The sequence below is a fragment of the Halocella sp. SP3-1 genome (assembly GCF_003953885.1).
Lineage (GTDB): Bacteria > Bacillota > Halanaerobiia > Halanaerobiales > DTU029 > Iocasia > Iocasia fonsfrigidae.
Genome location: NZ_CP032760.1, coordinates 3,391,034 through 3,410,995, shown reverse-complemented (window position 1 = coordinate 3,410,995; position 19,962 = coordinate 3,391,034). Strand labels below are relative to the sequence as shown.

At 35.9% G+C, this 19,962-nt stretch carries 22 protein-coding genes and 1 riboswitch; of the genes, 19 read left to right on the top strand and 3 right to left on the bottom strand.

Translation table 11 applies throughout. From position 1 onward, the window contains the following. Position 1: 1 nt before the first annotated feature. The 9 genes from moaC (at position 2) to D7D81_RS16180 (ending at position 8,349) form a co-directional block, all read left to right on the top strand. A complete protein-coding gene (gene moaC, locus D7D81_RS16220) occupies positions 2–922 on the top strand; it encodes a cyclic pyranopterin monophosphate synthase MoaC (protein WP_125991076.1) in 921 nt (306 codons plus the stop codon). Beyond that, entirely contained in the window at positions 915–1,406 is a 492-nt protein-coding gene (mog, locus tag D7D81_RS16215) for a molybdopterin adenylyltransferase (RefSeq protein WP_125991075.1), read from the top strand. Before moaC ends, mog begins: the two co-directional genes overlap by 8 nt. Before the next feature lie 36 nt (positions 1,407–1,442). Further along, positions 1,443–1,928, top strand: coding sequence for a molybdopterin-guanine dinucleotide biosynthesis protein B (gene mobB / locus D7D81_RS16210; protein WP_125991074.1), 486 nt, complete (start codon positions 1,443–1,445; stop codon positions 1,926–1,928). Next, entirely contained in the window at positions 1,928–2,107 is a 180-nt protein-coding gene (locus D7D81_RS16205; RefSeq protein WP_125991073.1) for a hypothetical protein, read from the top strand. The genes mobB and D7D81_RS16205 overlap by 1 nt, the downstream gene beginning before the upstream one ends. A gap of 46 nt (positions 2,108–2,153) precedes the next feature. Further along, a riboswitch (purine riboswitch) is annotated at positions 2,154–2,257 on the top strand. A gap of 202 nt (positions 2,258–2,459) precedes the next feature. Then, on the top strand, positions 2,460–3,689 hold the full coding sequence (locus tag D7D81_RS19635) for a hypothetical protein (RefSeq protein WP_164522311.1): 1,230 nt from the start codon (positions 2,460–2,462) through the stop codon (positions 3,687–3,689). A gap of 39 nt (positions 3,690–3,728) precedes the next feature. Then, positions 3,729–4,724, top strand: a complete 996-nt coding sequence (locus D7D81_RS16195; protein ID WP_125991072.1) for a BMP family lipoprotein — start codon at positions 3,729–3,731, stop codon at positions 4,722–4,724. A gap of 92 nt (positions 4,725–4,816) precedes the next feature. Then, entirely contained in the window at positions 4,817–6,346 is a 1,530-nt protein-coding gene (locus tag D7D81_RS16190; RefSeq protein ID WP_125991071.1) for an ABC transporter ATP-binding protein, read from the top strand. Continuing rightward, on the top strand, positions 6,333–7,418 hold the full coding sequence (locus tag D7D81_RS16185; protein ID WP_125991070.1) for an ABC transporter permease: 1,086 nt from the start codon (positions 6,333–6,335) through the stop codon (positions 7,416–7,418). The genes D7D81_RS16190 and D7D81_RS16185 overlap by 14 nt, the downstream gene beginning before the upstream one ends. Continuing rightward, positions 7,411–8,349, top strand: coding sequence for an ABC transporter permease (locus D7D81_RS16180; protein ID WP_125991069.1), 939 nt, complete (start codon positions 7,411–7,413; stop codon positions 8,347–8,349). The genes D7D81_RS16185 and D7D81_RS16180 overlap by 8 nt, the downstream gene beginning before the upstream one ends. 121 nt (positions 8,350–8,470) lie before the next feature. Here the strand turns inward: D7D81_RS16180 and D7D81_RS16175 are convergent, their stop codons facing one another. Beyond that, entirely contained in the window at positions 8,471–8,845 is a 375-nt protein-coding gene (locus D7D81_RS16175; RefSeq protein WP_125991068.1) for a PqqD family protein, read from the bottom strand. A 71-nt stretch (positions 8,846–8,916) separates the two neighbouring features. Continuing rightward, positions 8,917–10,869, bottom strand: coding sequence for an OPT family oligopeptide transporter (locus tag D7D81_RS16170; protein ID WP_286169825.1), 1,953 nt, complete (start codon positions 10,867–10,869; stop codon positions 8,917–8,919). A 698-nt stretch (positions 10,870–11,567) separates the two neighbouring features. Between D7D81_RS16170 and D7D81_RS16165 the strand changes: the two genes are divergently transcribed. After that, entirely contained in the window at positions 11,568–12,422 is an 855-nt protein-coding gene (locus tag D7D81_RS16165) for a damage-control phosphatase ARMT1 family protein (RefSeq protein ID WP_125991067.1), read from the top strand. A 317-nt stretch (positions 12,423–12,739) separates the two neighbouring features. Further along, entirely contained in the window at positions 12,740–13,450 is a 711-nt protein-coding gene (locus D7D81_RS16160) for a GTP-binding protein (RefSeq protein ID WP_125991066.1), read from the top strand. A gap of 78 nt (positions 13,451–13,528) precedes the next feature. Here the strand turns inward: D7D81_RS16160 and D7D81_RS16155 are convergent, their stop codons facing one another. Then, positions 13,529–14,773 (bottom strand): IS110 family RNA-guided transposase, encoded by a 1,245-nt coding sequence (locus D7D81_RS16155; RefSeq protein WP_125986592.1) that lies wholly within the window; start codon positions 14,771–14,773, stop codon positions 13,529–13,531. A gap of 302 nt (positions 14,774–15,075) precedes the next feature. On the opposite strand from D7D81_RS16155, the gene D7D81_RS16150 reads away from it, so the two are divergent. From D7D81_RS16150 to D7D81_RS16115, 8 genes are all read left to right on the top strand, one after another. Further along, positions 15,076–15,894, top strand: a complete 819-nt coding sequence (locus tag D7D81_RS16150) for an ATP-binding cassette domain-containing protein (RefSeq protein WP_205739251.1) — start codon at positions 15,076–15,078, stop codon at positions 15,892–15,894. Then, positions 15,872–16,756, top strand: a complete 885-nt coding sequence (locus tag D7D81_RS16145; protein WP_125991064.1) for an ABC transporter substrate-binding protein — start codon at positions 15,872–15,874, stop codon at positions 16,754–16,756. The genes D7D81_RS16150 and D7D81_RS16145 overlap by 23 nt, the downstream gene beginning before the upstream one ends. Positions 16,757–16,786: 30 nt before the next feature. Beyond that, positions 16,787–17,410 carry a class I SAM-dependent methyltransferase gene (locus D7D81_RS16140; RefSeq protein ID WP_125991063.1) on the top strand — a complete coding sequence of 208 codons (624 nt, stop codon included), beginning with the start codon at positions 16,787–16,789 and terminating at the stop codon, positions 17,408–17,410. 53 nt (positions 17,411–17,463) lie between these two features. Further along, entirely contained in the window at positions 17,464–17,673 is a 210-nt protein-coding gene (locus D7D81_RS16135) for a cupin domain-containing protein (protein WP_205739250.1), read from the top strand. 75 nt (positions 17,674–17,748) lie between these two features. Next, on the top strand, positions 17,749–17,976 hold the full coding sequence (locus D7D81_RS16130; protein WP_125991062.1) for an ABC transporter permease family protein: 228 nt from the start codon (positions 17,749–17,751) through the stop codon (positions 17,974–17,976). A gap of 51 nt (positions 17,977–18,027) precedes the next feature. Next, positions 18,028–18,426 carry an ABC transporter permease gene (locus tag D7D81_RS16125; protein WP_164522310.1) on the top strand — a complete coding sequence of 133 codons (399 nt, stop codon included), beginning with the start codon at positions 18,028–18,030 and terminating at the stop codon, positions 18,424–18,426. Continuing rightward, positions 18,380–18,970: an ABC transporter ATP-binding protein gene (locus D7D81_RS16120; protein WP_125991060.1), complete on the top strand. Its 591-nt coding sequence runs from the start codon at positions 18,380–18,382 to the stop codon at positions 18,968–18,970. The genes D7D81_RS16125 and D7D81_RS16120 overlap by 47 nt, the downstream gene beginning before the upstream one ends. Positions 18,971–18,998: 28 nt before the next feature. Then, on the top strand, positions 18,999–19,958 hold the full coding sequence (locus D7D81_RS16115; RefSeq protein ID WP_164522309.1) for an ABC transporter substrate-binding protein: 960 nt from the start codon (positions 18,999–19,001) through the stop codon (positions 19,956–19,958). Positions 19,959–19,962: the final 4 nt, after the last annotated feature.

Here is a 19,962-nt window from a genome sequence, read left to right as displayed (position 1 = left end):
GATGGAGAGATTAAGTCATTTTGATAAAGATGGTAGATCAAGAATGGTAGATGTTAGTGATAAATCAGAGACTAAACGGGTGGCAGTTGCCAAAGGAGAGGTTAAGGTTGCACCCGGGACTCTGGCTCTAATAAAGGATAAAAAGCTGGCTAAAGGGGATGTATTGGAAGTAGCCAGAGTAGCAGGAATCATGGGAGTAAAAAGAACTCCAGACTTAATTCCTATGTGTCATCCTTTATTAATTAGCGGGATAGATTTAAAATTTAATATCAGGGAAGTTGATTCAACTATTGAGATTATTGCTACTGTTAAAATAACTGGCAAAACAGGGGTGGAGATGGAGGCTTTAACTGCTGTGGCAGTTGCTGGTCTAACTATTTATGATATGTGTAAAGCGGTTGATAAAGGAATAGAGATAGGGGAGATAAAATTGCTTAAGAAAAGTGGAGGAAAGAGTGGAATTTATTTATCAGATGAATTAAAAGGAGAGGTTATTGCTGTCTGTAGGAGTGAAAAGAAAGGTGTGGCCAAAAAGGAGATAGTTGAAGGTTATTTAGTAGAAAACCACGGTCTGGAGGACGATGCTCATGCTGGAGACTGGCACCGCCAGATTAGTTTATTGGGTCAAGAGGATATAGATGAGATGAAGGCCCTGGGGTTAGAGTTAGAGTTAGGTGCCTTTGGTGAAAATATAGTAACTAAAGGTCTTAAGTTATATAATATACCCATAGGGACAAAATTAAAGCTAGGTGAAGAAATCTTATTAGAGGTTACCCAGATCGGCAAGGAATGCCATGATCGTTGTAATATTTATCATCAGGTTGGAGACTGTATAATGCCTAAACGGGGTATTTTTGCTAAGGTTCTACAGGGAGGAAAACTTCAGAGTGGAGTTAATATTGAGGTGTTGTTAGATGATTAGGGTAGGAATTTTGACTTTAAGTGATACTGGTGCAGCCGGGCAGCGTGAAGACAAGAGTGGTCCATTAATACAGGAAATTATTTCAAAAAACGATGGACAGGTTGATTATTATCAAATTATTCCTGACGACCAGGAGCAGATTTCTGCTGAGTTGATTAAGATGAGTGATGAAATGGGTTTGAACCTAATTTTGACTACCGGGGGTACTGGGTTAGCTCCCAGGGATGTAACCCCAGAAGCGACTAAAGAAGTAATTGATAGGGGAGTACCGGGAATAGCAGAGGCAATAAGATTAGAAAGCTTAAAGAAAACCCCTAAGGCCATGTTGTCCAGAGGGGTATCAGGTGTAAGGAAAGAAACATTAATTATTAATTTGCCAGGTAGTCCTAAAGCAGTAGAAGAGTGCCTGGAAGTTGTACTGCCAGTACTGTCCCATGCAATTGAACTTATAAAAAATGAAGTAACTAATTGTGCGCGGGAATGATGTTTATATAATTATAGCTAAAAAAGGCGGGATAAAATGATACCTATAGTTTCAATAGTTGGTTGGACTAATTCGGGAAAAACAACTTTTATAACAAAACTAATACCTGTCTTGAAAAGTAGAGGTTATAGAATTGCCACTATAAAACACAATGCTCATAAATTTGAAATAGATAAGCAAGGTAAAGATAGTTGGAGACACAGGCAAGCTGGAGCAGAAACAGTTATATTATCTTCTAAAGAAAAAATAGCAGTGATTAAAGAAATAAAAGAAGAAGTTGCAGTAGAAGAATTAGTTAGTCGATATATAGACCAGGAGATAGATATAGTCATTGTAGAGGGATATAAGACTGGTTCAGTTCCTAAAATAGAGGTTTTTAGACCGGGTTCATATGAGAAACCGGTTTTTGTAGAAGACGAGGTTTTGACCAGAATAATAAATAGGGAAGAAGATTTGGTAGAACTATTTGAAGATCAGTTAGAAGAGACTGTGATGTTGATTGAAAGTGAAGTTTTGAAATAATGATAGAAGAAATGACTATTAAAGAAATAGAGTTTAATTCCAGAGAATATCAAGAAGAGTTAAAACTAAGGAATAGAGTGTTAAGGGAACCTCTTAGTTTGAATATTTATGATGAAAACCTGGAGAAGGAGGTTTTGGAAGTAAACATTCCCCATTATGAAATGAAAAAAGAGATCTAAATTATGATAAATAATTGACATAGATATTACAATGATTTATAATTACAATGTAAAATTAAATAAATCTCGTATAATTGTGAAGATATGGTTCACGAGTCTCTACCCGGTTAACCGTAAATTAACTGGACTACGGGGAAGGTACCTGGGATTCCGCTTATAAAAAGGTCTGGTCTGAGTGGCAGAGGTCTTATATTAACATAAAAACGTAATTCTACGCCGGAAGGATAAAAGCCTGAACAGGTAAATTCCTCATTTTTGAAAGAAAGGGATTTATCATGTGCAGGCTATTTTTGGTTTTAAGATAAATAGCAGACATAAGGAATTTTATATTTAAAAACTAAGGAGTGAGAAAATGCGCTTTCAAACTAAAACTACTAAACTTATTTTAATTTTAGTGTTTATCTTTTCTTTTAATGTGTTTGCTTCAGCTAATTCTATCATTGAGGAAACCTTATTAGTTTATTTCGATGATATAGGAATAATTGAGAAGGATTTATTTATTAATGAAGAAGAGCTGACAGAAACTGAATTTAATAAATGGCTTAATATTGTTTTAAATTATAATGAAGGATTAACAAAGGCGCCATTAGACAAAAATGTAACTTTAACTTATAATGAGGCTTCAGTTTATTTACTGGAGGCTATTAATCAGCAAGAATTTGTTTATACTTATCTAGAAGAAACAAATGATATGCGTAAATACTGGCAAGCAGCAAAGATAGTTGATATTTTTGCTAGATTAGATCATAAACCAGAACCTGATGATATAGTTAATAAGATAAATGGATTGAAACTTATATATACTGCTATGGACAGGCTAGGTCTTACATATGACCTGCCAGTTGAGCTACAGGATCCCAAAGTTTATGGAAAAACTAATAAGATCTTAAGTCAAATACATACTAAAAATCTTATACAAACCGATACCAGAAATTTGTATAGTATTGGTAATAAAGGTTTGTTAGAAATCACTGATGGGACATTTACAGGTTATACTATTAAAGACCTGTCAGAAAGGGCTATGCTGGATTATTCAAAAACAATACGTTATGGTCATTCTTCTTTTCCTCATTTATTTCAACTTATTTCCCTGCTGAGAAGAGAGGGGTTTAATGCCAGGATAGCTGTTGAAGGACGAATCTCTTCATATATTCATTTGTTAAAAGAATGGGGGCAGCCGCCGGCTTATGTAGACACAACAGCGATTAGTGATGAAAAATGTATAGTACATGCTAAAGAATATGACTTATTAATTGAATTTCCATCATTAGCTGAAAAAGAAGCTTTTGCTGCTGTAATACAAAAATATGCCCAAAAAGAGGTTGAGAATCAACCAGGACTTATAAAAAATTCCTGGTTTGTACCTTTATATACCTCTACTACACCACTGCCAGGTTTTGTGAAGGTTTCAGAAATACGGGGTAAAATAAATGGATATGCTATTATATCATATGCACTTGACAGTGCAGCCCAGAAACTTAAAGGACAGTTGGAAGATTATAATCCAGTAGTTGATTTTGAAGTAAATGATATCTGGATAAATGAATCCTTTTTAAGTTATCTAGATTCAAGTATGGAATAGAATAGTTCATTAATCTAAAAATCTGAGGAGGAATTTATAATGTTTAAAAAATATTTGTTAGGTATAGTCTTAGTAGGTTTGTTGGTGTCGGCTTTTGTTGGTAGTGGAGCTGTCCAGGCTGAAGGACGAGTAGCGATTGTTTTCGCAACTGGTGGTCTTGGGGACAAGGCATTTAATGATTCAGCATATGAAGGTATGAAGCTGGCCAAAGAAAAATACAGAATTGAATTTGAGCAGGCTGAACCGACTGCTATTGCTGAATATGAAACATATCTGACCCAATTTGCTGTTTCCGGGAGATATGATTTGATTATTTCTATTGGTTTTGACCAGGCTGATGCCTTAACTAATGTTGCTTCCAGATTCCCGGAGCAGAAATTTGCTCTAATTGATTCGGTAGTAGATAAACCTAATGTGGCTTCATATGTATACCAGGAAAATGAAAGGGGTTTTCTATTGGGAGTAGCTTCTGCTTTAATGACTACTAAAACAGATGATCCCAGGATAAATGCAGCTAAAAAGATTGGTGTTATTGGGGGTATGAAGATACCTTTAATTGATGCTAACATTGCCGGGTTTATAGCAGGAGCTAAATATGTTGATCCTGAAGTAGAAGTTATGCATTCTTATGTTGGTAGTTGGGCTGATCCTGCCAAAGGTAAAGAGCTTACCCTGTCAATGATTGAAAAGGGTGTAGATATTATCTGGGGAGCAGCCGGTCGGTCAGGATTAGGAGTAATCAAGGCAGCTGAAGAAGAAAATTGTTATGGCCTCGGTGCTGATTCTGATCAGAGTTATCTTGCTCCCGAGAATGTTTTAACAAATGGTATGAAATTAGTTAATAACACAGTTTTAATTGCTATTGAAGAGGTTATTAATGATAGTTTCTCTGCAGGAACCCATGTCCTTGGTGTTAAAGATGGTGCACTGGGTTATACAGACAGTTTATTACCAGCTGATGTAATTGCAAAAGTAGAAGAAGTTAAGGTAAAGGTTATTAACTCAGAGATTGAGATTCCAGATACTGTTGAGTAAAATGATTTTATGGTAAATAGGGATATAGAGGTTTAATAGGGGCAGGCTACCTTGCCCCTAATATTTATTTAACCTTAAGGAAGGGATTAGCTATGAATGCTGTTGAACTAAAAAACATTACTAAAACCTTTGGTAAAAAATATGCTAATGAGGGGATTAATTTAGCCGTTCAGGAAGGTGAAGTTCACTGTCTTCTTGGGGAAAATGGGGCTGGAAAGACAACTTTAATGAAAATCCTGTTTGGTCTATATAGTAAAGACAGTGGTAGTATTTATATTAAAGGTAAAAAGGTTGAGATAGAAGAACCTCGCCAGGCAATTGAGCTGGGGATAGGTATGATCCACCAGCATTTTATGCTGGTAGACCGGTTAACTGTAACTGAAAATATTATTGCCGGTGATGAACCGAAACATGGATTATTTATTGATAGAACTGAAGCAAAAAAAAGGGTAGAAAATTTATCCCAGAGGTTTAATTTAAAGGTAGACCCTGAAGCCAGGATAGAAAATATATCAATAGGTGAACAGCAGAGAGTTGAAATCTTAAAGGCGCTTTATCGTCAGGCTGAGATATTAATTCTTGATGAACCAACTGCTGTTTTAACCCCTCAGGAGACCAAAGAACTGTTTAATGTGATGAGAGAATTAAAAAGAGCTGGCAAGACAATTATCTTTATTACCCATAAATTAAAAGAAACAATGGCAATCTCAGATAGAATTACTATCTTAAGGAATGGTAAAAAGGTAGGTACTGTTAATACTGTTGATACCAATCCAAATCAACTAGCCAGGATGATGGTTGGTCGTGAAGTAGTTTTAAAGGTATTTAGAAATAAGCGGGGTAATAGTAAACCTATTTTTAAGGTAGAGGGATTGTCATTAAATAATAAAAAAAGCAATCTTACCCTGGCTGATGTGAGTTTTACCATAGAGCAGGGGGAAATTCTAGGTGTAGCTGGAGTTGAGGGAAATGGCCAATTAGAATTAGAAGAAGCTTTAATGGGGCTTAGAACAATTGAGCAAGGTAAGATATTGTTTCATGGGAAGGATATAACTACTCTGAAGACAAAGGAGAAAAGAAGGTCAGGTATGGCCTATATCCCTTCTGACCGTTTAAAACGTGGTTTAATTGAAAATTTTACCATAGAAAGAAATTTAATTCTCGGTAGTGAGTGGTCTACTCCTTTTGCTAAAAAGGGTTTTCTAAATAAAAATATGATCAGAAAATATAGTAATAAAATTATTGAACAATTTGATATTAGGTGTTCAGGAAGTAAAGATCGGGCAGGTGACCTCTCCGGGGGGAATCAGCAGAAGTTAATAATAGCTAGGGAGTTAGATCAGAACCCAGGTTTTATTTTAGCCTCACAACCCACCCGGGGGGTTGATGTAGGTGCCATTGAATATATCCATAACCTTCTTCTGGAGATGAGGGATAAAGGGAAGGGTATTTTGCTTATTTCTGCTGAGTTAGATGAACTTCGTTCTTTAAGTGATCGGATTATAGTCATCTATGAAGGGAAAATAGTATCTGAAGGAAAAACAGAAGAATTTTCAGAAGAAGATTTAGGTCTATTAATGGCAGGCCACCGATTGGAGGGTAATAAGGATGGCATTAATTAATAAATTATATACAAAGATGAAAGGGAATTCCTGGTTAGCCAATCTGACTTATTCCTTTCTAGCAATTGTGATGGCACTGATAATTGGAGCAATTTTAATACATATTTCCGGCCATAATGTCTGGCAGGCTTATTATTATCTTTTTTATGGTGCCTTTGGTAATTCCTATAACCTGGCTCAAACCCTTCTTAAAACAACACCATTGATCTTTACCGGCCTGGCTGTTGCTATTGGCTTTCAAAGTGGTCTTTTTAATATAGGGGGAGAGGGGCAGCTGTACTGGGGGGCTTTTGTAACTGCTATTGTTGCTATTGCTTTTTCTGCTCTGCCCGGAGTGATATTGATACCACTTTCGCTAGTTAGTGGAGCTCTGGCTGGAGGACTCTGGAGTATTATCCCTGGTTATCTCAAAGCTAAAACAGGGGCCCATGAGGTGATTACTACAATTATGTTTAATTATATTGGTATTCTAGCAACTAGCTTTTTATTAAAAAATTATTTTAAAGCAGATGGTCCAGTAGACCAGACCAGGATGATTCCAGAATCAGCTGGTTTAAAGGAGCTTATTCCATATACCAGGTTGACCTGGGCTATTATACTGGGTGTATTTATAATATTTATTGTTGATTATCTCTTAAAAAATACTTCTTTAGGCTTTGATTTACAGGCAGTAGGATATAATCCTGCTGCTGCTGAATATGCTGGTATATCGGCAGAGTGGATTTTAGTAATAACAATGGGCTTAAGTGGGGCTATTGCTGGTCTGGCAGGTAGTACTATGGTTCTGGGTGTTTTACACCGTTTTATTACCAATTTTTCTCCTGGCTATGGTTTTACCGGGATTGCTGTAGCGGTTCTGGGAAGAAATAAACCCTGGGGTGTGCTGGCGGCTGCTTTGTTATTTGGTGCCCTGGAAGCCGGGGGGATGTCCATGCAACTTTTTGCTAAAATTCCACAGGACCTGATGACTATTGTTCAGGGATTGGTTATACTCTTTGTAGCTGCTCCAGCTTTTATTCAGATTATTGCCAGGTTTTCTGTTGGAGGGAAAGGGGCTGGTTTAAATGAATGAGATCATTACTTCAATTTTTAGTCTTAATACTATAGCGGCGGCTATAAGGATGACTACACCGCTGGCCCTGGCGGCCATGGGCGGTACTTTTTCCGAAAGGTCAGGTATTGTTAATATAGGCCTAGAGGGTATGATTCTCTCTGGTGCTTTTGCTGGTGTTCTGGGTTCATTTTATACAGGAAACCCCTGGATAGGGGTATTGTTAGCCGCTGTTGCTGGTGGTTTAATGGCAGCCCTCTTTGCTATTTTTACTATTAAATATAAAGCAAATCATGTGGTAACAGGTGTTGGCTTAAATATTCTAGCTCTGGGAGCTACTACCTGGTTGATGCAGGTTTTATGGGGAAGTCGTGGTAGTTCACCAACTGTGAAGGGTCTTGGGGAAATTTCACTACCATTACTAAAAGATATTCCTGTTATTGATAGATTATTAGGTAGCCAATCTCCCCTTGTTTATCTTATGTTTATTTTAGTTGTTGCTGGCTGGATTTTGTTATTTAAAACACCTCTTGGTTTAAGGATAAGAATGACCGGAGAACATCCGGAAGCCGCTGATACACTGGGGATAGATATTAAGAAGATACAGTATTTTAGTGTAATTTTAAGTGGAGCTTTATCAGGTCTTGGCGGAGCCTATCTTTCTCTGGGGCAGCTTAACTGGTTTAGTATGAATATGTCAGCAGGAAGAGGATACATGGCACTGGCTGCCAATACTTTTGGTCAGTGGAATCCACTGGGAGGCCTGGGAGCAAGTTTTCTCTTTTCCTTTACCGATGCAGTACAGATGAGGTTGCAGGGGCTAAATCTGGGAATAGCCAATGAGATTATTCAAATGCTACCATATCTTTTAACTGTAATTGTACTGGCTGGAGCAGTTGTTCGTTCCCGTCCACCTCAAGCTCTGGGAGAACACTATGAATCGGGTAAATAAGCAGGATTCTCCAAATACTCTCTATAAATACAAAAACCTCAGCTGAAAATGCTGAGGTTTTAAGGTCCCTGAAAAGAAATAATAAAATACCTAAAATTGTTTTTAGCAAAAAAAAATCCTCTCAAATATTACTATTTTTTTTTGAATATAATTTAATAAAACCATTATTCTTTAATACTCTCATGAAAGTAATTAATCTTTCTTCAACCGGAGAATATTTTTCAGAATCTTGCTTTCTTAATATACCAGTAATATTACCGATAGTTTTCTGACCATCAATATTTTCCCAGACAAAACTACCTAATTCATCAAACTCAAGAGTGGTCTGTTTGGGGGTATTAAATATCTTTTGCAATAATTTATCTATCCATTTGTTTCTTTTTATAATCAATATTATATTTCCATTTTCATTCTTTTTCCAATGTATATTTTCTTTTCTTTCAGGTATCATCTCGAAAATATTTCCTTTTAATTTCTTATTAACTAAGGAAGCCATTTATTAACCACCTCAAATATAATATGAACTGTCCCGGAATTAATGTCCGGAACAGCATTATTAATTTCTTTTTAGACAGATAAATTAGTATTGTCTTCTAATGAGTTATTTTTGCTCAAAATAGAATTATAAATTAGTGTAATCACAACAATAGCAAAGAAAATTAAACCCCAGATAGGGCCTAGTGCCGTTGTTTTAAATCCAAAACTAATTTCAGCATATGCAAAAATAGCAAGGATAACCCCCATGACAGCATCTCCAGCAATCAGACCCGAGGCATATAATATTCCTCTTTCCCGTTTCTGTGCAAAAGCTGCTTTATTTTTATCTTTCTGTCTGTCAAGGATACCTCTAATTATACCACCAACCATAATAGGTGTTGTAAGATGAATTGGCAGGTAAAGTCCGACTGCAAATGGTAGTGAACCTATCCCGAATAATTCAACAATCAGGGCTGTAAAAGCACCAACGAATATAAGTGACCAGGGTAAGGTGCCTTTCATAACACCCTCCACAACCATCGACATTAAAGTGGCCTGTGGTGCGGCTAATTCCTTTGAACCAATGGTATAGGCACCATGCAGTAAAAGAAGAACATAGCCTATAGCCAGGGCAGAAATAAGTACACCAAGCATTTCACCTATCTGCTGTTTCTTTGGAGTAGCTCCGACAAGAAAACCAGTTTTTAAGTCCTGAGATGTATCACCAGCTACTGCAATAGCAATGCAGACAATTGCACCTACACTTAAAGCAGCAACCATGCCTGTTTCACCGCTCCAGCCAAGGGCCTTAAAAAGGGCTGTAGTAAAGAGCAGGGTTGCAATGGTCATTCCTGAAGCTGGATTGGAAGAACTACCTACAATACCAACAATCCTGGAAGATACGGTTACAAAGAAAAAACCAAAAAGGAGAACGAAAATGGCGCCCCAGATACCTACTGGAATTTGTGGCATGATAGCAATCAAAATGATTATTGCTACTGCAATCAAAAGAACCGATTTTATAGAAAGATCTTCAGTAGTCCGTTTCTTTTCAATGTTAATATCTTCAGCTAATCCAGAAAGAGCAGCTTTAAATGAACTCCAGATAGTAGGTAATGCTTTGATTAGACTAATTACACCACCAAGGGCAACAGCACCAGCTCCAATATACCTGATATAATTATCCCAGATACCCCAGAATCCTAATTGAGAGATAGGTACTTCAGCTGGAAATATAACTGTACCTGAATTAGCTCCAAGTAAAGCAATAATTGGTATCAATACCAACCACCCCATGATACCACCTGAAAGCATCAAAGCAGAAATTTTGGGACCAATAATAAAACCTACACCAAGTAAAGAAGGTAAAACATCCATTCCAACAGCGGCACCTTTTACTCCAGGAATAGACCATTCTACACTTGTCGGCCAGATATTAAAGCCTTTTGCTTCAGCTAAAATCTTATATAGTGCACCAGCTCCCAGGCCGGCGAAAACTGTTTTAGCACCTACACCACCTTTTTCCCCAGCTACCAGAACCTCTGCACAGGCAGTTCCTTCTGGATATGGTAGTTTGCCATGTTCCCCAACAATTAAATGTTTACGAAGGGGAATCATAAATAAAACACCAACCATACCGCCTAGAAGGGCCATCAGAAACATCTTAAAGATACTGGGGTCCATTCCCCAAATTATTAAAGCAGGAATAGTAAAGATAACACCAGCAGCCACTGATTCTCCGGCAGAACTGATTGTTTGCACCATGTTATTTTCTAAAATAGAATTCTTTTTTAGTATTCCGCGGATTACACCCATAGAAACGACAGCTGCAGGAACGGAAGCAGTAACGGTCATCCCTACTTTAAGACCGAGATAAGCATTTGCCGCCCCAAAAATAACAGTCATAATTATACCTAGTATAATAGAAGTTAGTGTGAATTCCGGCATAACCTTCTCTGCAGCAATATAAGGTTGATACTCTTCACCAGGTATTGCTTCATAAGCGTTTGAATCTAAACCTTTAATTTCTTTATCTACCATCATTATACCTCCATATTTGATTTTGTTACAGCCTTTTTTGTAATACAGGAAACTAGTAATAAAAATATACATAGGTATGTTTCCTATATACTAAGAAATTTGAACAATTTATTCTTTTTACCCCCCCTTTATATATTTTTATAGATAGCTTGTATGAATAATTTTGCAAAAAAAAAGACTGTAATAAATGCAAAAAATATTCCAAAAATCTTTTAAAGACCAAAATTCTAATAATGATATTTGATTATTTTATATTAAAGCAATTGCATAAACACGAATATCAAGGTTTTTTATGTCGTAATATTATGGCATAGATTTACTTTTTATTATATGATACTTTTATTATATCAATGGTTTATGATGAATTCAAGGTTGAACGTTAATCGGGACTATCTGTATTTATTTTATCCAAAAGTTGTTTTTTTCTACTGCATAATATATTTTTGATTTTAAACAAGGTTAAAATCAGATATTTTGGGATTATATTTAAGGTAGTAGAGGATATAAATGATAATTCTATTAAGGGAAATAGAGCTAATGTTGAGCCAGCTAAACTGAAATAGTAAACAACAGCCAATTATTATTGACATATGATTAAAAAGAGAATATAATAAACTCCCAGATTTTAATGTTTAACTTTGGTAAGGCATTATTTTCTATATAGATGTTTTATATTAAATTAGTAAAGTGGAGGGAATTAAATGCAGTTAGAATTTGATTGTATACCCTGTATTTATCGACAGGTGCTTGAAGCCAGTAGGATGGTTACTGATAACCAGGGAATTATTAGAGAAATATTAAATGAATTTTCCAGGATGATCCCTGAGCTTGAGTCAGATTTGTCAGCACCAGTACTGGTCAGTAGAATACAAGATTATCTTAAAGAGGTAAGTGGAAAAAAAGATCCTTATTACAAATTTAAAGAGGCAAATTTGAAATTAGCCTTAAATCACTACTCTGATGTCGAAAAAAATATAGTTAATGCTGAGGATCCATTGCTGGCAGCATTGATTATTTCTGCCATGGGGAATTCAATAGATGCAGGAGTTAGTCTAAAGGTAGATATAGCAGGCAATCTTGCCAGGGCGGTAGAATATGGCTTTAAATATAGTGATTATCAACATTTTAAAAAAGAAGTGGAGAAAGCCGACAGGCTTTTAATTATTGCTGATAATACAGGAGAGGCGGTTTTTGATAGATTACTAATTAGGGAGTTAGATAAATTTGAGCTAGAAATTATTTATGCTGTCAGGGATAAGCCTATTTTAAATGATGTAACATTAAAGGAAGCTAGACAGCTTGGTATTGACAAGCTCTGCCAGCTGATTTCCAGTGGTTGTGACACCCCAGGGACAGTAATGGAAAGGGCAAGTGAAGAGTTTCTTAATGTTTTTTCAGAGGCAGATATAGTTATAAGTAAAGGACAGGGGAATTTGGAAGGACTCATGGGGACGAGTCGACCAATTTATTATCTATTAAAGATTAAATGTGATTTGATAGCCAGTAGATTAGACTCAGGAATGGCCGAAGGTGATTTTATATTTAAGTTAATGTAAAATAGCTGCTTATTTACAATATATTTCTTAGTTGATATTTTGAATATTAAGTCTACTCACAGGGGTAGGCTTCTTAGTATATAGAAATATAAAATGATTGATTAGTAATTATCAGAGAGTATTAGAGATATAGATGAATTTTCCTAGGAATAATTTAATAAAAGAGTAAAATATATATTTGACAGTAGTAGTTAATTATAATAAAATAAAGAATGGGTTGAGAATGATAGTTATTTTCAAAATAATGAGAAGAAAATTTTTTGAAAACATTTTAGGTTTGCCTAAAATATTTATTTTAAAAGGGATGTGAATTTTTAATGAAATTTATTATTGTTACAGGGACACCTGCGGCTGGAAAAACCTCAGTTATGATACATACTATCCGGCACTTACTTCAGGAGGGGGTACAGGTGGCAGCCTGTAAGATTGACTGTCTGGAAACCTCTGATGATAAACGTTATCAACACTTAGGTATTCCAGTGGCAGTTGGATTGAGTGATTATATTTGTCCCGATCATTTTTATGTTGCTAATCTGGAAGAGGTTTTTGACTGGGCAAAAGGACATGGTACTGGGGTTCTTGTCCTGGAAACAGCTGGTTTGTGTCACCGTTGTGCCCCTGCTGTGGAGGGTTGTCTTTCAATTTGTATGATTGATAATTTAAGTGGGATTGATACCCCTAAAAAAGTAGGCCCTATCTTAACAACTGCGGATATTATAGTTATAACTAAAGGTGATATTGTGTCACAGGCTGAACGAGAGGTATTTAGAAAGAAGATTGAAATGGTTAATCCTGAAGCAGAGATACTGGAAGTTAATGGCCTTACTGGACAGGGTTCTTTGCGTTTAAAAAAGGAAATAGAGCTGGCCCCTGTGCTTAATAAAATTGAAGGCCAGGAATTACGGTATTCTATGCCTGCTGCAGTCTGTTCCTATTGTAATGGTGAAACAATGATTGGCAGCAGTTATCAGATGGGCAATGTAAAAAAAATTGATTTTGGGAGGAAGGTTGAAATAAATAATAGATAGCATTTAAAGAATTAGAGGGCATGGCAAAATAAGCCATCATATAATGACTTTTAAAAAATGAAGTTAAAGGTGTTATGGTTATGCAGTTGACTTAATTCGATAACCCTGAAGCCGAGCTAATAAAATTGCTTGTTCTACCGTAATTTCACGGTCTACTGGAAGAACATCAGATTTTCTATATAAATCAGCATTATAGGGTTCCTTTTTTTTCAACATGTTGTATAATGCTGATAGAAGCATTCTTGCAATGGCAATAATTGCTTTCTTATGTCCACGCCGTTTCTTTAAGCGGAGATAACGGTTGCGGATCTCAGGGTGTTTTTCACTTTTAACTACAGCGGTTGCACACTGTACAAGAAGTGGTTTAATGTAACATCCTGATTTAGAAACCCGGACTGATTTTTTCTTACCTGCACTTTCGTTGTTAGTAGGAGTAAGCCCAGCCCAAGAACAAAGATGCTTAGCAGTAGGAAAAACATCCATATTGACCCCTATCTCTGAAATTACACCAATAGCTGAGAAGATGTTTTTAAAGGATGGGGCAGTTAAAATAAGATCAATTTCTTGCTGGTATGGCTTGGCAAGTTTGAGAATAAGTTCTTCTAGATCAGATTTCCGGGTTTCTAAATCCTCATAATGCTGTTTGATAACCTTTAATTTACCAGCCTGTTCCGGTGTAATATAACCGTCAATGGCGAGTTCCAATTCGGGAAGTTTTTTCTTCATGGAACCATGAATTAAGGGCTCAATATCAAAAGAAGTATCAAGAGGATTTTCCAGAATCTTATCTATAATCCTTTGTGAACTTTTACCAAAAGTATCAGAAACGATATTACCTAACTGAATGTTAGAAACGGTAAGACAGTTCTGCAGTCGATTCTTCTCACTTGACATAAAGCAGATCAACTTGAAACGATAACGCATCAGATCACGTAGCTGTCGGATTTGGGCAGGTGGCATAAAACTACCAGCAACAAGATCATGTTTAAACAGGTCAGCAATCCACTTTGCATCTTTCTTATCAGTTTTTTTACCACGGATTGCTTTAACATATTTAGGGTGGGCAAGAACAATATTGCAGGAAGTTTCAAGAACATTAAATACAGGGATCCAGTATTTCCCTGTGGATTCCATGCAGACATCCTTGCAGTCATTATCAAGTAGCCATTGTAACAGCTCTCTCAAACCCTTTGTGTAGGTAGAAAAGCGATGACTCTTGTAGGTGGTAACACCTTTAGAATTAGTGGAAGCTATACAAGCAACCACGAAAGTTTTGTGGACATCGATGCCACAACAAATTTTGTATACGATTTTTAAAGCCATAGGGATTCCTTTCTAAACCAAGAGGTTTTTTAAGAATTATAGGGATGGACAGCATTGACTGATTGCCTAGCGATAAACGAGTATTGTTTATACAAAGATAAGGTTTCGTGCTCGGTGGCACACTTATTTGTGCTTGAAAAGGCAATCTACACATATAATCATTCGGTCACTTCATAAATGAAGCAGCCCACTCACCCCCTCGTGATTTGTAGTTTACTGATATCCCTATGACTTTATTATAAAACAAAATAGCTCAAAGACACAATTTCATAACATTTTGTGCCTTGAGCGCAGCGAAAGGAATGGATATAATCATGATTGAAAAGATAACAATTTTGGGGGGATTAAATAAAAATAGAAATTCAGAACCTGTTAAAAGATTGGTGGTTTCTAAAGGGGAGATCCTTAGTATTGTTGGTCTTACAGGTTCTGGTAAGAGTCAGCTTATTTCAGATGTAGGTCAGTGGGCTGCTGGAGAAACCCCTTCTAAACGCTCGGTTTTAATTAATGATCTACCAGCCCTTGAATATGCTAAACAGTCAGCTCTCAGGCACATGGTGGCAGAGGTTTCACAGAATATGAATTTTGTTATTGATATGTCAGTCAGTGATTTTTTGCACCTCCATGCCCAGAGTAGGGAACTCCAGAAAGCAGATGCTGTAGTTAATGAGGTGATTAGATGTGCTAATCACTTAACTGGTGAACCAATTAAAGCTGAGGATAATCTTACTACATTAAGTGGTGGGCAGTCCCGTTCACTAATGGTTGCTGATGTAGCTTTAATCAGTAATGCCCCTGTAGTATTAATTGATGAAATAGAAAATGCTGGAATTAACCGTCTAGAGGCTTTAAAGTTTCTTGCTGTTCAAGGGAAAGTAGTATTGGTGGTAACACATGACCCTGTACTGGCCCTGATGGCAGATAGACGTGTGATAATGAAAAAAGGTGGTATAAGCAAATTGATTACTACCACTGAGGAAGAGAAAAAGGTTTTAGAAGAACTGGTTACTATAGATCAACTCCTTTTTTCCCTTCGGGAAGAACTTAGAGAAGGCCAGGAGATAAAACAAATTATTATGAAAGAGGTGAAACAGTATTATGTTGAGAGTGTTCTTACATAATCCGCTAAATATTGGACGTCCCCTGGCTGATATGGTAAAAAAATACTGCAGACAGATAGAGGATAAGCATGGAATGGATATTAAGGTGTATGATGAATCATGTCATCATTATGAAGAAGACTGGCTTATAAAATCACTGACTAATGACCAGATAGCAGATATGACTCTTACCTATGGTATTGATTTTGGGGCTATTAGAAAAAAAGGTTTGGTTAACTATTTTGAGCCATTACCTAATTTTTTTAATCTACGAGAAGAGTTAGCAACTAATGGATTTATTGATTCTGATGGTTTTCTACACCCGGTATTTTTAGTTCCTTTTATAATTATTTATAACAAAAACATGTCAAATAAAGAAGAAGTCCCCAGTAAATGGGAAGAGATTGTTTTAAAAAGTAAGAGTAAGGTTATACTCCCTGAAAAACATCTCCCGCTTACTAGAGCAATTCTGTCTTTTTTAGAATATATGTTTCCTGATGATTTTCCAGGTTTTCTAGAAAGGTGTGTTTTTTTTGGTACCCCCATGGATGTTAAAAATAAGGTTGATAATGGGGAATACACCTTGGGTATTACTAATGTTTCCTTTGCCCGTTTTGCCAGACAAAAAAACATAGAAATAGTCTGGCCTGTTGAAGGGGCGATTTGTATGCCGTTAGTTATGAGCTGGGGGCGGGGAGTAGATAAAAGGCTCCTCGAACTGGGCAATTATTTGTTATCACCCTCAGTCCAGGAGTTTTTTGTTCAGCAGGGTTTTATTCCAGCTGTAGCAGGGGTTTCATTGCCAGCAGAAGCAGCAGACAATAATTGCAACCTTGTTTGGGAGGGCTGGGATAGGTTTTTAGAGATTAATAGTAAAAAGTAAGAAATGAAATGAAGCTAGAGGTGAAATGTAATGACAACTACAATAGAGTATTCTAATAATGACTATAGATTATTATATGGGAATACAGTTGAATGGATACTTAAAAATCATAAAATTAATGAGGGTATTTGCCTGGATATAGGGACTGGTCCAGGCTATATTGGAATAGAACTGGCTAAACGGTCAAATCTAAGTATTTCATACATTGATATTAATCCTGTTGCTATTAAGCAGGCAGAAGTGAATGTAAAAAAGTTAGGTTTAGAAAAAAGGAGTTCGTTTTATACAGCAGATGTTGCCAGGTTACCATTTAGTAATCAATCAGTTGATCTGGTGGTTAGTCGAGGTTCAATCTGGTTCTGGGAGAACCTGCTAAACGGCTTAAAAGAAATTTATAGAGTAATGAGGAGTGGAGCGGTTGCTGTGCTGGGTGGCGGGTTTGGCAGTCATTTTATGCCGGAAGATGTTCGAGAACGCATAATCAGGGATAGAAGACAGCAATTTAAAAGAATGAGAGAAGAGGGAAATGATATACTTTCTGAAATAAAAATCTTTAAAGAAAATATCGAATCAAAGCTATCTCTAGCAGGAATTTCGACTTATAAATTGATCGCTGATGACCCTGGTGTCTGGCTTGAGATTAAAAAAAATTAAATTTCAGCTATTATTATATGGAAAATCATTATAAAAAAATAGGAGGAACAAAAATGGCAGATAAGTTTATAAAGAACATAGCGTTTGAAAAAGTTTTGGAATTGAAGGATTTAGTAGATTATGCAGAAGGAAGGGTAAGTAGTAAGACCCTTGTGCAGAGGAATGATTTGAGTATTACATTATTTGCTTATGATCAGGGGGAAGGGGTAAGTGCTTATTCAATGCCTGGAGATACAATGCTTTATGTATATGAAGGGGAATAGAAGTAGTTATTAATGAAGAGAAAAAATATATTCTTAAAGAGAAAGAAACATTTGTTGTAGGGTCCCCTAGTAACATTGCAGGCTACATGGAGTGTTTTAATTGATCTTGAATTTTTAAGCACTGTATTTATTACTTTTAAAAGACTTTTTATAGGTCTTTTTGGAGCAATTTTATTAGGTAGTATTTTAGGGATTATAATAGGTGAATATAAAAGGATAAAATATTTGTTTGAACCTGTCTTTCATATTTTGCAGGCTACACCGCCTATATCATGGTTGGCCCTTGGAATAATATGGTTTTGATTAGATGGGCAGGCTGCGGTATTTATTGTGTTTATTGCAAGTATATCTATATTGATTGTTAATATTGTAGAGGGATTCGAAAATATTGATCCTAAGTTACTTGAAATGGCAGAGATTTTTCGTTTCTCAAGAAAGGATATATTATTTGAGATTATATTTCCATCGTTGAAGTCTTATTTTAAATCAGCTATTACTATAGTTGTTGGTTTGGGATGGAAATTGGTAGTAATGGGAGAGGTTCTAAGTTCTAGTTCTGGAATTGGTGCGCAAATTACCAATGCGCGTTTAAATATTAAAACAGGAAAGGTGTTAGCCTGGACAATTATTGTAATTTTCTTAGGAGGATTGTCTCAAAAGTTAATAAATTTTTTGTTTGCTTTTAAGAGCAGGGGGCAAAGGAAATATGGTTTTAGAAATAAAAAAAGCAGAAAAAAGGTTTGGCAGCATTAGTGTATTAAATAATTTTTCACTAAAGGTTAAAAGAGAAGAAATCCTTTGTATTATTGGACCATCTGGATGTGGGAAAACTACATTACTCAATATTGTGTCCGGTTCCTTATTACTTTCTAAAGGAGAGATAGTAAATAAAAGTAAAAATATTAGTTATGTATTTCAAGAAGATAGATTAAGTGGTGGGATGAGGCAAAGGTGTTCTATTGCGAGAGCATTTAATTATGAGGCTGATTTATTACTTATGGATGAACCTTTTAAATCCCTTGATTATAATCTGAGATTTAATATGATTGAGCAGCTATTGCAACTTTGGAAGATGAAGCAAAATTCAATTATATTTGTTACCCATGAAATAGATGAAGCCTTATTACTTGGGGATAGGATATTAGTTTTATCAAGTATGCCAACAAGAGTAATTAAAGAATTTGAGATAATAAAAAACAAAAGAGAAAGAAACTTAAAAGATAAAGAATTAATAAAAATAAGAAATGAAATTATAAGTTATCTTGTAAATCATGATTTTAAAAAAGTATATAAATAAAAATTTTATAATTCAAAGGAGAAATGTAATGAAAAAAAATAGTCTAAATATGTTTATAGTGCTGGTTCTTCTTATTGGAGTGATGTTTTTAACAGTAAATTGTTATGCTAAAGAAGGTCTTAATGATGATGGACTTCAAGAGAAAAACAATAGTGGGGAGACCCGGGTAGTGGCTGATCATTTAAAAAGGGAGGTTACAATACTTAGACATCCCAAAAGGGTTTTAGCTTTAAATCCTCTAATGATGGAAGACTTATTTTGCCTGGGGATTAAACCAGTAGGTAAAGTAGATGATTTTACACATAGGGTAGAAGCAGAGGATTTACCCAGTGTAGGTTTTCAGCAAAGTCCAAACATAGAAATGATTCATGCCCTGAAACCCGATATAATATTTGCCCATACTAGAGCACATGTACAATTATTGAAAAGTCTGGAATCTACTGGAGCCGCTGTGGTATTTATCAACCCTTCATTTGGTGAGGATCCATTACTTGATATACTTAAGTTTATTGCTAATGTTGTGAATGAAAATGATAAAGCAGCAGCCTATGTCAAAAAAATAGATGATTTATCTAAACTCCTTCGGAAAGAAATAAATTTCTGTGAGGCAGATGAAGCCTTAATTTTACAGGGGGGTAGTGAAACAATACTTGCTGCTCAATCCGGTTCCTTTTATGGGGGATTATTATCGCGTTTGGGAATTGAGAATATAGTACCAGATGGTATGCCGGGAGCAGGTAAAGCGGCTTTTATTTCTTTTGATATAGAGATTATTACTCAGAAGAATCCAGATATAATTTTTGTTACGGGTAATTCTAAAAATATATTAAGTAATTATAACAATGATCCCCAGTGGAGTAATCTTAGAGCAGTTAGAGAAGGGAGACTTTTGTTGCTCCCCTTACAAATAGGTCCAGGGAAGATGAGTCTGGAAGAGGCCCTGAAAAAAACGGCAAATATTATTTGCCCGATGGCTTTTAAAGAATAATATG